The 14,122-nt window shown below is 74.6% G+C and carries 15 protein-coding genes; 10 read left to right on the top strand and 5 right to left on the bottom strand.

The genetic code is table 11. From position 1 onward, the window contains the following. Window positions 1-33 precede the first annotated feature (33 nt). Genes AB0F89_RS28620 through AB0F89_RS28630 form a run of 3 tightly spaced genes read left to right on the top strand, consistent with a single transcriptional unit; the run spans window position 34 to window position 2,058 of the window. Window positions 34-963, top strand: a complete 930-nt coding sequence (locus AB0F89_RS28620; RefSeq protein WP_367128728.1) for a 3-oxoacyl-[acyl-carrier-protein] synthase III C-terminal domain-containing protein — start codon at window positions 34-36, stop codon at window positions 961-963. Between the two features lie 24 nt (window positions 964-987). Beyond that, window positions 988-1,269 carry a phosphopantetheine-binding protein gene (locus AB0F89_RS28625; protein WP_367128729.1) on the top strand — a complete coding sequence of 94 codons (282 nt, stop codon included), beginning with the start codon at window positions 988-990 and terminating at the stop codon, window positions 1,267-1,269. A gap of 6 nt (window positions 1,270-1,275) precedes the next feature. Beyond that, window positions 1,276-2,058, top strand: a complete 783-nt coding sequence (locus tag AB0F89_RS28630) for a hypothetical protein (protein WP_367128730.1) — start codon at window positions 1,276-1,278, stop codon at window positions 2,056-2,058. On the opposite strand, the gene AB0F89_RS28635 is transcribed toward AB0F89_RS28630, so the two are convergent. Genes AB0F89_RS28635 through AB0F89_RS28645 form a run of 3 tightly spaced genes read right to left on the bottom strand, consistent with a single transcriptional unit; the run spans window position 2,045 to window position 4,942 of the window. Continuing rightward, window positions 2,045-3,457, bottom strand: coding sequence for a condensation domain-containing protein (locus AB0F89_RS28635; protein WP_367128731.1), 1,413 nt, complete (start codon window positions 3,455-3,457; stop codon window positions 2,045-2,047). The two genes, AB0F89_RS28630 and AB0F89_RS28635, sit on opposite strands and share 14 nt — an antisense overlap. Beyond that, on the bottom strand, window positions 3,450-4,685 hold the full coding sequence (locus AB0F89_RS28640; protein ID WP_367128732.1) for a beta-ketoacyl synthase: 1,236 nt from the start codon (window positions 4,683-4,685) through the stop codon (window positions 3,450-3,452). The genes AB0F89_RS28635 and AB0F89_RS28640 overlap by 8 nt, the downstream gene beginning before the upstream one ends. Then, window positions 4,682-4,942 carry a phosphopantetheine-binding protein gene (locus AB0F89_RS28645; protein ID WP_367128733.1) on the bottom strand — a complete coding sequence of 87 codons (261 nt, stop codon included), beginning with the start codon at window positions 4,940-4,942 and terminating at the stop codon, window positions 4,682-4,684. The genes AB0F89_RS28640 and AB0F89_RS28645 overlap by 4 nt, the downstream gene beginning before the upstream one ends. Before the next feature lie 124 nt (window positions 4,943-5,066). On the opposite strand from AB0F89_RS28645, the gene AB0F89_RS28650 reads away from it, so the two are divergent. From AB0F89_RS28650 to AB0F89_RS28680, 7 genes are all read left to right on the top strand, one after another. Further along, entirely contained in the window at window positions 5,067-6,515 is a 1,449-nt protein-coding gene (locus AB0F89_RS28650; protein ID WP_367128734.1) for an AMP-binding protein, read from the top strand. Next, entirely contained in the window at window positions 6,506-7,282 is a 777-nt protein-coding gene (locus AB0F89_RS28655) for a hypothetical protein (protein ID WP_367128735.1), read from the top strand. Before AB0F89_RS28650 ends, AB0F89_RS28655 begins: the two co-directional genes overlap by 10 nt. Further along, a complete protein-coding gene (locus AB0F89_RS28660; protein ID WP_367128736.1) occupies window positions 7,276-7,785 on the top strand; it encodes a phosphopantetheine-binding protein in 510 nt (169 codons plus the stop codon). Before AB0F89_RS28655 ends, AB0F89_RS28660 begins: the two co-directional genes overlap by 7 nt. Window positions 7,786-7,787: 2 nt before the next feature. Further along, the gene (locus AB0F89_RS28665) at window positions 7,788-9,245 is read left to right on the top strand and encodes an AMP-binding protein (RefSeq protein WP_367128737.1); all 1,458 of its coding nucleotides are present in this window, start codon (window positions 7,788-7,790) and stop codon (window positions 9,243-9,245) included. 8 nt (window positions 9,246-9,253) lie between these two features. Next, a complete protein-coding gene (locus tag AB0F89_RS28670) occupies window positions 9,254-10,162 on the top strand; it encodes a thioesterase domain-containing protein (RefSeq protein ID WP_367128738.1) in 909 nt (302 codons plus the stop codon). A 6-nt stretch (window positions 10,163-10,168) separates the two neighbouring features. Beyond that, on the top strand, window positions 10,169-11,932 hold the full coding sequence (locus AB0F89_RS28675) for a hypothetical protein (RefSeq protein WP_367128739.1): 1,764 nt from the start codon (window positions 10,169-10,171) through the stop codon (window positions 11,930-11,932). Window positions 11,933-12,149: 217 nt separating this feature from the next. Continuing rightward, entirely contained in the window at window positions 12,150-12,380 is a 231-nt protein-coding gene (locus AB0F89_RS28680; protein WP_367128740.1) for a hypothetical protein, read from the top strand. A gap of 3 nt (window positions 12,381-12,383) precedes the next feature. On the opposite strand, the gene AB0F89_RS28685 is transcribed toward AB0F89_RS28680, so the two are convergent. Next, entirely contained in the window at window positions 12,384-12,803 is a 420-nt protein-coding gene (locus AB0F89_RS28685) for a hypothetical protein (protein WP_367128741.1), read from the bottom strand. A 56-nt stretch (window positions 12,804-12,859) separates the two neighbouring features. Continuing rightward, window positions 12,860-14,086, bottom strand: coding sequence for a glycosyltransferase (locus AB0F89_RS28690; protein WP_367128743.1), 1,227 nt, complete (start codon window positions 14,084-14,086; stop codon window positions 12,860-12,862). Window positions 14,087-14,122: the final 36 nt, after the last annotated feature.

A 14,122-nucleotide genomic window follows, 5' to 3' on the forward strand; every position in this document is an offset into this window, starting at 1 on the left:
GTTCACCGGAACGACGTGGTGGGATCCCGAAGTGTGACCGCTCTCGACGCGGTGTCGGTGCACACACCGGCTTTCCGCGTTCCCATCGAGGACCTGGCCGACCCGCTCGGGCTGACCGACGTCCAAGTGCGGCTCTTCCGCCGGTTCCACGGCCTGGACCAGGTCCGCTTCGACCCCGAGCGGTCGGCGGCCGACCTGCTGCGCGCCGCCGTCGCCGGGCTCGCCGCGTTGCGCGGCCAGGAGCACCGGGTCCGCTACGTCGTCCACGGCCGCGCGATGCCGGTCGTCGCGCCACACCCGCACAACGCGCTGCACGAGGTGTGCCACGAGTTCGGGCTCGGTCACGCCCTCGCTTTCACCGTCACGCAACAGGGTTGTGCGAGCGGGTTGCTGGCGGTCGAGCTGGCCGGGCGGTTGCTCGCCGGTGACCCGGCGGACGACGCGCTGGCGCTGGTGCTGACGGGCGAGAAGGCGTTCACCCGGGACGCGCGGCTGCTGCCGGGCACGTCGCTGTTCGGCGAGGGCGCGTCCGCGTGCCTGGTGAGCGCCGACGGCCCGCGCGACCGGATGCTCTCCTTCGCGTGCGCCCAGCGCGGCGAGTTCGACACCGAGTTCGGCGAGAGCGCCGAGCGGTTCCAGCGCGAGTACCGCCCGGCGCTGGCCGAGGTGATCCACCGGGCCGTGGCGGACGCCGGCCTCGCGCTGGACGACATCCGGCTGGTGCTGCCGCACAACGTGAACGTGGTGACCTGGCAGCGCCTGTGCCTGCTGGTGGGCTTCCCGGTCCAGCGCGTGCTGCTGTCGAACGTGCCCGACAACGGCCACCTGTTCTGCTCGGACGCGTTCGCCAACTACCGCACCGCCGTGGAGCGCGACCTGCTGCGCGAAGGCGACCACTACCTCATCGCGACCGTCGGCGCCGGAGCGGGCGCGACGTTCTCCGCGATGGTGTTCCAGCACTGACCCCCGTCACGCCAGGAGGCCGACATGACCGCACCCGACGCCCAGCTCGACGCCGACTTGCGGGACCGGGTGGTCGCGGCCATGACGACCGTGCTCAAGCGGTTGGTGGAGCGAGAAGAGCCGATCACCGAGGACATGCACATGGCCGACGAGCTGGGTGTCAGCTCGTCACTCGGCCTGGAGCTGCTGCTGGAGGTGGAGGAGCAGGTCGGGATCCAGGTCGACGTGGAGAAGATGCGGCCGGACGAGCTGCGCACGGTCGGCGAGCTGGCCACGTTCATCGCCGGCAACAGCCGGCCCTGGTGAGCCGGGGTGCGCCTCATCCGCGCCGGGCGCCGGAGCTTCACCGGCGGGGCCGCGGTCCTGGCCGATGACGACCACCGCTCCCGGGTGTCCGCCTACATCGCGGACATGGCCCGGCCCTTCGGGGTCGAGCCCGGTCCCGGGCTGTCCGGCCAGTCCTACGGCGAGATGGCCGGCGCGCTGATCCCGGCCGTCGTGCCGGCGGCGGAACCGGTGGACCTGCTGGTGCTGGCGTTCTCGGTGCACGACGTGTGGCCGGGCCGGGCCACCGCGACCTACCTCGGCCACCTCTGCCCCGGCGCGCCGCTGTCCTTCGCCGTCTGCGACCAGGGCAGCGCGTCGCCGTTCACCGCGCTGCGCGTCATCCGCGACCACGGCGCGGAACGGGCGCTGCTGGTCGTGGTCGAGCAGTCGTCGCTGCCCTACGACCCGGGCACGGCGTTGCCGGCGGAGCACCGCGGGGTCGCCGTGCTGCTCGGTTCGGGCACGGGCGCACGGGCGACCGACGTCCGCCAGTTCCCCGGTGTGCCACCGGAATCCGTGGCCGAGCTGGCGTCCGGCGCGGTGACCGAGCTGTCGGGCGGGCGCGCCGCGCGGGTCGTGCTGAGCGAGTCGCTGGCGGCGGTGTGGCCCGAGCGCCCGGAGCACGCGCGGACGTCGGTCGGGCAACCCACCACGGGGGTGTGGTGGGACCTGGTCGACGCGCTCGACGGCTCGGTCGAGCCGGTGGTGATCGCCGACTACGACCGCGAGCTGCGCTACCTGTGCCTGGCCCGCGTCACCTCGGCGTGACCAGGAGATCCGGAGTGGACGGTCGCGCTGTTCCCACTCCGGTCGCGGCCTCCACCGCCACCTCCTCCACCGCGCGCAGCAGGGCTTCCACCCGCTCCGCGGCGAAGACGTCGATGTCGCTGACGACCTGGAGGTAGACGGTGTCCGGCCGGTCCTCGATGTTGACGAACAGCTGGTCGGTCCAGCGGTAGACGTACTTGTGCCACTTGAGGAACGTCTCCGGCAGCTTCGCCCGGATCTCCTCCGCCGTCGGGGCCGCCTCGCGCGCCCTCGCGTCGGCCCGGGTCCTGGTGCTGAACCGCCGGTCGCTGATCCGGCAGGTGATCCGGGCCTCGTGACCGCGCTCGGCGTCGAGGCGGGCGGTCAGCTCCGCCAGTTGGTCGGGGTCGTAGTAGGACTGCATCAGGGCGACTGTCGTCGCCTGGCGCGCCCGTGCCACCACGGCGTCCACCGAGCCGTCGGTGTCGAGCGTGAGCACGGCGTTCTGGACCACCGTGCCGATGACGTCGGCGAGGCCGGGCCGGTACCGGTTGCCCGCGGCGACGTGCGTGGTGAGCGGGTTGACGCCGGTGGTGCGGGCGATCGCGATGGCGATCAGCGCGAGCAGCACCGGCCCGGTGTCGGCGCCGGTCCGCCGGGCGATCGCGAGCGCGGCCAGGTGGGTGGCCGGTGAGTTGAACCGCACGTTCCGGCACCGCTGCCCCGGCTGGTAGTCCGGTGAGCCCGGCGCGCCGAAGGTCGACGGCGGCAGCGACCGGAGCCGGCCCGCCCAGTACTCCATGGCCCGGTCGCTGATCCGCCGCACCCGCGGCGTCCGCTCCCGGCGGGCCAGGTCGGCGATCAGCACCGCGTCCGGGTCCACCCGGCGGTCGGCCAGCTCGCCGAGGCCGAGATCGCTCATGAGCAGCAGCGCGCCGACGCCGTCGGCCACCAGGTGCCCGAACGTGAGCACCACCTGCACGGCGGCGCCCCGGTGCCGCAGCACGGCCATCCGCAGCGGCCACGGGGTGTGCTGCTCCAACGGGGTGGCCATCCACTCCAGCCACAGCTTGTTGCCGTGCGCCACCACGTCGGCGCGGTCCAGCTCGTCGGCGAAGACCAGGACCTCCAGGTCCACCTCGCCGGACGCGAACACGACCTGGAGCGGCACGCCGTCGTCGCCCTCGACCACCCGCGTCCGCAGGGCCGGGTGCTTGCCCATGAGCCGGCCCAGTCGCTCGGCGACCTCCTCGACCGCGACACCGCCCGGCAGCTGGTGGGCCCCGCTGATGTTGTAGGTCCAGTCGCTCGTCCGCATGTCGTGCAGGATCGCCTTCTGGCCCCAGGTCAGCGGCGCGGCGCCCGCGCCGGGTCCGGCGAACGGCACGGTGATCCGGTCGAAGGCGGTCGGCTCAGCCATCGGCACTCCCGAAGATCACGCTGACGTTGTGGCCGCCGAACCCGAACGAGTTGGACATGACCGCGCCGACCGCCGCGGTCACCGGCTCGCCGCGCACGTGGTTGAGGTCGCAGGCCGGGTCCGGGTCGTCCAGGTTGGCGGTCGGCGGCAGCAGGCCCTTGCGCAGGGCCGTGATGCCGATCGCGGCCTCCACCACGCCGGACGCGCCGAGCAGGTGCCCGGTGACGCCCTTGGTCGAGCTGACCGGCGGCATCCCGTCGCCGAACACGGTCCTGATCGCCACCGCCTCGGCGGCGTCCCCGGCCTTCGTGCCGGTGCCGTGCGCGTTGAGGTAGTCGATGTCCCCTGTGGACAGCCCGGCGCCCCGGAGTGCGATCCGCATGCTCTCCGCCGCGCTGGAGCCGTCCGGCCGGGGCGCGGTCGGGTGGTGGGCGTCGCTGGTAGCGCCCCAGCCGAGCACGCCGGCGTGGACCGCCGCGCCGCGCGCCCGCGCGAACTCGAACCGTTCGAGCACGAGCACCCCGGCGCCCTCGCCGAGCACGAAACCGTTGCGCCGCCGGTCGAACGGCCGACTGGCGGTGGTGGGATCGGGCCAGCCGCGGGCGAGCGCGAGGGCGTTGCCGAAGGCGTCGGCGAACGTCGGGAACAGCGGGGCCTCGGTGCACCCGCACACCACCACGTCGGCCTCGCCGGACCGGAGGACGCGCACCGCCTCGCCGATCGACTGCCCGCCCGCCGCGCACGCCGTGCCGGACGAGGAGGTGTACCCGCGGATGCCGAACTTGATGGCGACCCGGGCCGCCGCCATGTTCGGCAGCACGCCGGGCAGCATGAACGGGCTGACGCCGAGGCGACCGCGCACCGACCGCTCGACGGCCTGCCGCGCAAGGGTTTCCAGGCCGCCGACACCGGAGAGCACGACCGCGACGCGGAACGGGTCGACGTCCCGGCCGACCTCGATCCCGGCGTCGGCCAGCGCGTCTTCGGCAGCCCGCACGCCCATCACGATCGAGCGGTCGACCACCCTGGCCTCCCGCGGCGGGAGGACGCTCTCGGGGTCGATGGCCGGACCGATCGCCGCCACGTCCACGACGCCGTGCAGCGCGTGGCCCTCGGGCGGGCGCACCAGTGCGGAACGACCGGCGCAGACCGCCTCGAACACCTCTTCCACCGCCGTGCCGACCGGGCTGACCAGCCCGATCCCGGTCACGACGACGCCCGTGCTCACGTCGCCGTTGCGGTCTGCACGCGCCGCTCGACCTCGGCGCAGAACTCGCCGACCGTCATGGCGGCGAACATCTCGGCCTCGTCCTCGTCGAACCGGACGCCGAAGTGGTCCTCCACCCGCAGCGAGAGCTCGGCCAGCGCGAGCGATTCGAGGTCGGCGCCGGCCGGGCCGAGCACCGTGTCGTCGTCCATCTCGGCGGTGCTGTACTTCATGACCGCCAGCGAATCGAACAGGAACTGGCGGATCTCGGAGGTCATGGCGGCTTCCCTTCGCCGGGAGGACAACGGGAATCTGCACCACCGGCGCGGATGCCGTCAAGCACCTCTTCGGCACCGCGTACGGGCTATGGACCGCGTTCGGATCAGCCCGCATTATGTGCGCATGCCGCCGGCGACGCTCGACCTGGTGACGCACGAAGAGGCGTCGCCGCGCTCACCGGCCGTCCACCTCGCCGGTGGCCGGACGCTGTCCTACTCGGACCTCGACGGACTGGTCCGAGAGGCCGAACGGTCCTTGCGCCACAACGGGAAGGCGCTGGTCCTGTGCGCGGGCGACCGCGACCTGCCGACCCTGCTCGCCTACCTCGCCGCGCTCCGGCTGGGCCACGCGGTGGCCTTCCTGCCCGCTTCGGCGGAAATCCTCGCGGCGTACCGGCCCGAGTTCGTGGTGCCCGCGCCCGGTGGCGGGTCGAATTCGACCGACTTCGGTTACGAACCGATCGGCGAACTCGCGGACGGCGCGAAACTCTTTCGAAGCCGCACCGCCGGACCGGCCGACGACATCTTCCCGGACACGGCTTTGTTGCTGGCGACTTCCGGCACGACGGGCAGCCCGAAAGCGGTGCGGCTGTCCTACGGCGGGGTGGCCGACAACTCCGCCGCCATCGTCCGCGCGCTGGGCATCACCGCCGCGGAACGCGCGCCGACCACCCTGCCGATCACGCACGCCTACGGACTGTCGGTGCTGAACAGCCACCTGCGGGCCGGCGCGAGCATCGTGCTCAGCGACCGGTCGCCGCTGTCGCTGGCGATGTGGGACCGGCTGACCAGGGCGGGCGCCACCTCCTTCGCCGCCGTGCCGACGACCTACGCGGCGTTCGGACCGGCGCACGTGAACCTCCTGGAGCGCACGGAGATCCGCACGATGACCCAGTCGGGCGCACGCCTCGCCGACGGCCTGACGATGCGGCTCGCGCGGATGATGGAGCGGCGCGGGGGCCGCTTCTTCCCGATGTACGGCCAGACGGAGGCCACCTCGCGGATCGCCTGCCTCGACCCGGCCGACCTGCCGGACCGCCTCGGGTCGGTCGGCGCCGCGGTGCCCGGCGGCGTGATCACGATCGAGCCGACCGAGGGGCACGACCGGGCCGTCCCCGGCGAGGGCGCGGTCCACTACCGGGGTCCCGGCGTGATGCTCGGCTACGCGACCGGGCGCGACGACCTGCGCCGCGGTCCCGAGGTGGACGTGCTGGACACCGGCGACCTCGGGTACCTGCGCGACGGCTACCTGTACCTGACCGGCCGCACCAAGCGGATCGTCAAGGTGCTCGGCGTCCGCACGAGCCTGGACGACCTGGAGCGCCTGGTCGAGCAGCCGGACCACCCGACCGCGGTGGTCCGCGGCGAGGACGACGTGGTGTACCTGTTCGGCGCGGGCGACGCGGCCGTGCACGAGGGGCAGCGGCGGCAGTTGGCCGCCGCTCTCGGCGTGCCGAGCCGGCACGTGGTGCTGCGGCACGTGGACCGGTTGCCCCGGACACCCGGCGGCAAGGTCGACTACCGGCGGTTGGCGGCGGCCGTGGACACCGGGGAGGCCGGGCGGTGGAACTGACCCACTGGCGGCAGCTGTCCGACCGCGGCCCCGACCTCGTGCTGTGCCTGGACTTCCCCGGCGGGCGGGCCGCGGCCGGTTTCGCGGACCTGGCCGCCGGCGTCGACGTGGGCGCCTCCTTCCTGCACCTCGCCCAGCCGGGCGCCGGACCGCTGGACGCGTGCGTGGACCGCTGGGTGGCGGACGCGGCGTCGACCGGCCGACCGGTGCGCGCGGTGCTCGGGTACTGCGCCGGAGCCGCGTTGGCCACCTGCGTCGCCGACGCGGTCGCCGGGTCGGCCGCACCGCCGGTCACCCTGCTCTTCGACGCCGTCGGCACGTCGGCGGGCTCGCTGGCCCACCAGTTCACCTCCTCGCTGGAGACGTCCGCGGAGCACCTGACCGCCGACGAGCTGGACGGCGCCCGCGCGCTGGCGGACGGGCTGGTCGAGGCCCACCCGGACGACCTGCCGCGCATCGCCGCCGCCCTGGTCGCGGCGTACGACGGGTTGATGGGCGCGGTCGCCGGCCGGCTGGGGCTCAACGAGTACTTCCGGCAGCAGCTCACCGGCGGGTTCACCGCGTACGTGGAGTACCTGCTCCTGGCCGGCGCGGGCCGGTTCGACACGCGTTCGGGCACGCCGCTGTTCGTGTCCTCCAAGGACCAGGAGCCTCCGGTGGAGGACGCCAAGGGCCTGGCGGTGGACGTGGACCACACCGACCTGCTGCGCGCGGCCGAGGTGCACGGCCTGGTCGCCGAACTGCTGATGGGAGAGCGCACATGGTGAGCCTGGCCGAGATCTCCGAGGTGCTGTCGGCACATCCCGGTGTGGCCGAGGCCGAGGTCGCCGTCGTGCGCCACGACGGGCGCGAGGTCGTCGTCGCGGCCGTCGAGCTGACCGAGTTCCTGAGCGGGCCGGTGCTGCGCAACCACGTGCGGCAGCGGTTGGGCGAGGACTGCGGGCTCAACGGCGTGCTGGTCGTGGAGCGGGTGCCGAGGGTCGACGGCGCGGTGGACGTCGAATACCTGGCGGCGGCGGTCGCCGACGGCCGGTGCGCGCTGTTCGAGGACCCGGGCGACGACGTCGAGCGCCGGGTGGCCGAGATCTGGTCGGCGCAGATGGACGTCCGGCCGGTCGGCGCGACCGACGACTTCCTGGAGCTGGGCGGCGACTCGCTGTCGGCGCTGGGCATCATCGCCGCCATCGAGGCCGAGTTCGACCGACCGCTGGACGTGTACGAGTTCATGAGCGCCTCCAGCGTGCGGCGGCTGGCCGAGATGCTGCGGTAGCGATGACCCTCTCCGTCCACCAGCGCATCACCGGGATCGCGCGCGCCGAACCCGAGCGGGCGGCGCTGATCGGGTTCGACGCGGACCTGGTCGAGCGGACCCTGTCGTGGCGGGAGTTCGCCGACGAGGTCGACCGCGGGGTGGCCGCCCTGCGCGCGGCGCTCGACCCGAACGTCCGGTCGTGCGTCGTCGTGGAGGCGGGCAACACCCTGGCGGCGGCGACCGGCATCGCGGCGGCGCTCGCGGCCGAGGTCCCGGTGTTCCCGCTGAACCCGGGCACGCCGCCCGCCGAGCGGGACGTCCTGGTCGGCCTGCTCGGTCGGCGGTTCGAGCACGTGCGCCTGACGGGCGACCACGACCAGCCGGTGCGCGCCGCCGCGCCACCGCCCCCGGCGGGTGACGTGGCGTACCTGCTGGCCACGGGCGCGAGCACGGGCGTCCCCAAGATCTCCGCGAAGCCGGGGCCGCTGCGCTACGACCCGGCCCGGACGCCGTCCCTGGTGATCCGGCAGACCGGCTGGCGCACGGGCCAGCGGCAGCTCATCGTCGGCCCGCTCTACCACGCCGCGCCGTTCACCGCGTTCGTGGACGCGGTGCTCGACATGAACACCGTTGTGCTGCAACCGTTCTTCTCCCCGCAGTGGACGGTCGAGCTGGTCCGGGAGCACCGCGTCGAGTGGCTGCAGCTCACCCCGACGCACATGCGCGAGGTCCTGATGCTGGCGAACCCCGATCCGACGAGCTTCGCCAGCCTGCGCGCGCTGCTGCACACCGCCGCCCGCTGCGACGAGGGCACCAAGCGCGGGTGGATCGACCTGCTCGGCCCGGAACGGGTCTTCGAGCTGTACGGCGCGACCGAGGGCATCGGCGTGACGCTGGCCCGCGGTGACGAGTGGCTGGCCCGGCCGGGCACGGTCGGCCGCGGCTTCCTCACCCAGCTCCGCGTGCTGGACGACGACGGCGCGCCCGTCCCGCCGGGCGTGGTCGGCACCGTCTTCATGCGCACGCCGCGGCGGGTCGGCCGCTCCGACTACGTCAACGACCTGGTGGTCCGCTCCACCCCGGACGGCTTCGCCACCGTCGGCGACCGCGGCCGGGTCGACCGGGACGGCTACCTGCACCTCGAACCGCGCGACCAGGGCGCCATCAACGTGGGCGGCGAGAAGGTCGACCCGGACGAGGTCGAGGCGGCGCTGCTGGCGCACCCCGCGGTGGTCGACGCCGTCGCCCTCGCCGTGCCGCACGGGACGCTCGGGTCGGTGGTCGGCGTCCAGGTGGTGCTGCGCCCCGGCGCGAACGTCCGCAAGGCCGAGCTCGCCGCGCACTGCGGCCGGCGGCTGGCCGGTTACAAGGTCCCGAAGCACTTCACGTTCGTCGAACGACTCCCCCGGTCCGCGGCCGGGAAGATCCAGCGCTGGCGGCTCGCCGCCGGTCACGAGGGCGGTGCGACCACGCGATGAACCCGACTGTGGACGATGCGACCGACACCGGTTACCGGCGGCCCCGGGACCCGGTCGAGCTGTGGTTGGCCCGGCAGTGGCAGGAGGTGATCGGGTTCGCGGTCGGCATCCGGGAGAACTTCTTCGAAGTCGGCGGCAACTCGCTGGACGCGGCCCGGGTCATCAACGCCGTCTTCGAGGAGTTCGGCGTCCAGCTGCCCCTGAACGTGATGACCGAGCACCCGACGGTGGAGCGGCTGGCCACCCGGCTGCGGGACCGGACCGCGTGGCTGGCCGACCCGCTCGTCCCGCTCCAGCGCGGCGACGGCGCCCGGCCCCCGCTGTTCCTGGTGCACCCGGCCAACGGGCAGGTCGGCCCGTACTGCGACCTGGCCCAGGAGCTGGGCGAGGAGTTCACCCTGTTCGGGCTGCAGGCGGTCGGGCTGCACTCGGCCGCCGAACCCCTCCGGACCGTGCCGAGGATGGCTCGCGGGTACGTCGAGGCCATCCGGGCCGTGCGGCCCTCAGGGCCCTACCTGCTGGGCGGCTGCTCGACCGGCGCGGCCGTCGCGCACGAGATGGCCGTCCAGCTCACCGAGGCCGGCGCGGAGGTGCGGCTCGTCGCCCTGCTCGACGCCGGGTCGCTGGACGTCGACCCGGACTTCGACGGACCGTTCGGGGACCCGGCCGCGGTCCTGGAGCGCTGGAAGGCGCGCGACCTGGTGCCGTCGGACACGACCACCGAGTTCGTCGTGCGCTCGGCGCGCGTGTGGCAGGCCAACCAGGACGCCGTCCGCGACTGGAGCCCGCGGCCGTACTCCGGAGCGCTCGACGTCTTCCCCGGCGTCCGCGGTGACCGGTGGCCCGCGGCGGCGCTGCGGGAGCACGCGCCGGACGACGGCGACGTGGTCGGCGTGCTGCGCGGGCTGATCGGCTGACCGGCGATGACGACCTCCTCCGACACCGGGCGGCAGCACCGCCGCCGCCGGGTCCGGCTGACCCCGCTGGACCCGGTCCCGATCGCGTTCGCCGGGGAGCGCGGCGGCGAGGGGCCGGTGACCCTCGGCCAGCTCAACACCATGCAGTGGCTGAAGCTCACCCCCGACCACTTCAACGCCGTCCTGTGCGTCGAGCTGCCGGTGCCCGACGGGGTGTCGGTGGCCGACGTGGTCGAGTCGACCGCCGTGCTGGTGGCCAGGCACGAGGGCCTGCGGACCACGTACGTCGGCGGCGAGCACCCGCGTCAGGTGGTCGCCGCGACCGGCGAGCTGCCGCTGCACGTGTGCTCGCTCGGCGCGGGCGAGTGGGGGCCGCGGGACCGGCCCGCGGTGGCCGGGCAGCTCGTCGGGTGGCTGCGGGAGCGGCGCGGCGCGGTCGCGACCGCGCTGCGGATCGCGGTGGCCACCGCCGAGGACGGCGCGGTCGTCGCGTGCGCCGCCGGGTTCTCGCACCTGGCCGTGGACCTCGGCGCGATCGAGGTGGTCAAGCGCGAGTTCGCCGACCTGCTCGCCCACCCGGCCCGGCGGCAAGCGGGCGCGCCCCGGCACCAGCCGCTGGACCAGGCCGAGCTGGAGGCGACGCCCGCCGAGCGGCGCCGGGCCGAGTCGGCGCTGCGCCACCTGCGCGACCAGTCGCGGCGGATCCCCCGCTGCCTGTACGCCCTGCCGGGCGCCCGGCCCTCCGGCGAGTCGCTGGCGGTGGAGCTGTCGTCGGTGGCCGCCGCGATGGCGGTGCGGCAGGTCGCGGCGCGCACCCGGTCCAGCCGGTCGGGCATCGTGCTGAGCGCCGTGTGCGCGGTGCTCGCCCAGCGCACCGGCTACCGGGACCTGGTGTTCCCGCTGCTGTCGAGCAACCGCTTCGACCGCCGCCTGGTCGACTACGTCGGCGCCCTGGCGCAGGGCAGCCTGGTCACCGTCGAGGTGGCCGGCCGCAGCTTCGACGAGCTGGCCAGGCACACCTGGACCGCGGTGCTGGAGGCGAGCAGGCACGGCCGCTACGACGGCGCCGAGCGGGGGGCGATGAGCGAGCGGATCGAGCACGAGCGCGGGCTCCGGTTCCTCTACGACCCGCTGTTCAACAGCCTCGTGCCCGAGTCGTGGTCCGGGGTGAACGCGGGTGTCAAGCACCGGCCCGAGCAGATCGACGCCGCCCGGCGGCAGACCGAGCTGCGCTGGCGGCCGGTGCACCGCAACGGCACGCCGGTGCGGTTCGGCCTGAACCGGGTGGACGACCGGCTGCTGCTGGACCTGTGGAGCGCGGACACCGGTCTGGTGCCGCGGGCCGAGATGGAGTCGCTGCTGCTGGCCGTGGAGGACCTGCTCGTCGGCGCGGCGCACGGCGACCTCGACGCGGCGCGGATCCGCGAGCTGGTCGGCCTGCCGCCGATCGCCCGCGGCCCCGACTGGGTGCTGGTCGACCACTGCTGGGTCGACCTCGCCGAGGTGCGGCGGGTGCTGGACGAAGCCCTCGCGCCGTCGGTCGCCCGCGTCTTCGCCTCGGTCGACGGGCAGCCGCTGGTCGCCTACCTGACGGCCACCGACGACGTGCGCACGCCCGAGCAGGCCCACGCCCGCTGCATGGCCGTGCTGCCCGACCACCTCAACGCCCTCGCGCCACGCCACTACGTCGTGTGCGCGACCGCCCCGGCCGACCCGGCGGACCCGGCCGCCTGGCCACAACCCCTCGCCTCCGGGAGCGGCCGGGCCTGAGAGTCGTCCCCGACACACCACGGTCGGTTGTCGGCGGCAGTCGGCCAACCACCGCTTCGAGTGAAGAGATGACACCGCTCCGGGGTGCTGTGCCACTGTCCAAGGGGGACACAGGCCAACGTCCAAGGTGGACGCTCCGGCACGCCTTCCACGTTCGTGTCACCGGTCAGCCCATCGGGCACTGGCAGCCGCCGGTCGGACCGGTGACACTTGCGCCGTGACGAACGAAGTGCCCCTCACCTACGACGACGTGACCGACCTGGTCCCCGTCATGCTCCCCGCCGACGTCGCCACCCGGCTCGACATCGAGACCGAGCGCACCGCGCGGGCGCTCAGCTACCGCGCGCCGGTCTCGGTCATCCGCGCCACGCTGCTCGCCGTCGGCCTCGACCAGGCGCACACCGCCGCGCGCACGCTCAACGCGCGGGCCGCGGCGCGGGCCCGGTAGGCGTCAGGGGTTCAGCTCATGCCCGGGTTCGCCGGGGGTGGTGTTGCGCTGCTTCATCTCCGCCTCGTACACGTGCCGGGCGCCGTTGAGCAGCCGGTCGCGCAGCGCGCGCTCGTGGTCGCGGAACAGGCTGTAGTAGCCGTCCTCGTACTCCTCGACCAGTTGGAACGTCCACCGCCCCGCGGTGACGTTGCGCCCGACCAGCTCCGCCTCCAGCCCGTCGGCCAGGTCGCCGTGCCCGGCCTCGCGCAGCAGCCGGGCGGCGCGCTGCGCCTGGATGTCGGCCGTGCCGGTCAGCTGGTGGAACGAGAACAGGTGCCCGCGGGCCCGTTCGGTGGTCTCCAGCGCCTCGGTCAACGCGCCGACCGCCTCCACGGTCGCGTCGTCCACCCCGTCGGGTCGCCTGCCGTCCGCCCTGTGCATGGCGGGGTGTTACCCCGACCCGGACCCGGTTATTCCCGGTCGACCCGTTGGTGTCGTCACCGCCGCGCCAGGCGTTCGAGCACGGCGACCGCCGCACCGGGGCCGTCCTCCGCGGCCACCCGCGCGCCCAGGGCGCGGGCCACCGGCGTCAGGGGCAGCGCGGTGCGGAGGGCTTCGGTCAGCGCGTCCGCCGTCACGCGCTCCCGGGCCGGGGTGACGGCGCCGACGCCCAGCTCGGTGACGCGGCGGCCCCAGAAGAACTGGTCGGCGAAGAACGGGACCACCACCGACGGGATGCCCGCCAGCACCGCGGCCGACGTGGTGCCCGCGCCGCCGTGGTGGACGGCCGCGGCGCAGCGGGGGAACAGCGCGCGGTGCGGCACGTCGTCCACCACCAGCACGTCGTCGGTCGTGTCGGCCGGGCCGAGGCCGCTCCAGCCGGACAGCAGGACGGCGCGCCTGCCGACCCGGCGGGCGGCGGTCAGCAGGAGGTCGGCGGCGGCGGTCGGGTCGCGGTCGGCCATGCTGCCGAAGCCCAGGTACACCGGCGGTTCGCCGGCGGCCAGGAAGTCGGCGAGGTCGGCGGGCAGGGCGCGGTCGGCGTCGGTGAACCAGTAGCCGGTGACGTGGTCGGACGGCGCCCAGTCCGGCGGCGGCGGCACGACGGCCGGGCTGAAGCCGTACAGGCGCGGCGGTCTGCGGGCCGGTGGCGGGGTGCGGCGCGGCACCGGCGGCAGGCCCAGGTCGGCCCGCTGCCCGTCCAGCAGGGGGCGGAACGCCCGCCACAGCAGGGCTTCGGCGAACTTCCACGTGGCCAGGTTGAGCGCGGCGGGCACCCGGCCGGGCAGCGCCGTCATCGGGAACGCCCTGGTCGGCGTGTTCGGCGACAGGTGCGCGGCCACCGCGGGCACGCCCAGGTGCTCGGCGACCGTCGGCCCGAACGCCACCAGCGTCGAGTGCACGACCACGTCCGCGTCCCGGCACCCGTCGATCGCCGCCGCCAGCGAGGCGCGCAGCGCGGGCCCGACCACCTCGCGCAACCGCCGGACCAGGGTGACCGGGTTCCGGGCGGCCAGCAGCGCCTGGCCCTCCGGACCGGCCAGGGTGGCCCTGGGGTCGCCGGGCAGTTCGGCGAAGTCCAGGTCGTGCGCGCGCACGACGGGTTCGAACTCCTGGTGCGTCACCAGCCGGACCCCGTGCCCGGCCGCCCGCAGGCGCCCGCCCAGCGCGAGGAACGGCTCGACGTCGCCCCTCGACCCCGCGGTCAGCACCGACACCCGCATCGGCGGTCCCCTCTCCCCCGGCAAGATCAGGCGGAC

Origin of the sequence: Saccharothrix sp. HUAS TT1 (genome assembly GCF_040744945.1) — a bacterium.
Lineage (GTDB): Bacteria > Actinomycetota > Actinomycetes > Mycobacteriales > Pseudonocardiaceae > Actinosynnema.

Bases quoted from the DNA above. Each gene is read 5' to 3' on its own strand.
- AB0F89_RS28625 (WP_367128729.1), top strand. From the start codon at position 988: ATGACCGCACCCGACGCCCAGCTCGACGCCGACTTGCGGGACCGGGTG.
- AB0F89_RS28635 (WP_367128731.1), bottom strand. From the start codon at position 3,457: ATGGCTGAGCCGACCGCCTTCGACCGGATCACCGTGCCGTTCGCCGGA.
- AB0F89_RS28645 (WP_367128733.1), bottom strand. From the start codon at position 4,942: ATGACCTCCGAGATCCGCCAGTTCCTGTTCGATTCGCTGGCGGTCATG.
- AB0F89_RS28650 (WP_367128734.1), top strand. From the start codon at position 5,067: ATGCCGCCGGCGACGCTCGACCTGGTGACGCACGAAGAGGCGTCGCCG.
- AB0F89_RS28660 (WP_367128736.1), top strand. From the start codon at position 7,276: ATGGTGAGCCTGGCCGAGATCTCCGAGGTGCTGTCGGCACATCCCGGT.
- AB0F89_RS28665 (WP_367128737.1), top strand. From the start codon at position 7,788: ATGACCCTCTCCGTCCACCAGCGCATCACCGGGATCGCGCGCGCCGAA.
- AB0F89_RS28675 (WP_367128739.1), top strand. From the start codon at position 10,169: ATGACGACCTCCTCCGACACCGGGCGGCAGCACCGCCGCCGCCGGGTC.
- AB0F89_RS28685 (WP_367128741.1), bottom strand. From the start codon at position 12,803: ATGCACAGGGCGGACGGCAGGCGACCCGACGGGGTGGACGACGCGACC.
- AB0F89_RS28690 (WP_367128743.1), bottom strand. From the start codon at position 14,086: ATGCGGGTGTCGGTGCTGACCGCGGGGTCGAGGGGCGACGTCGAGCCG.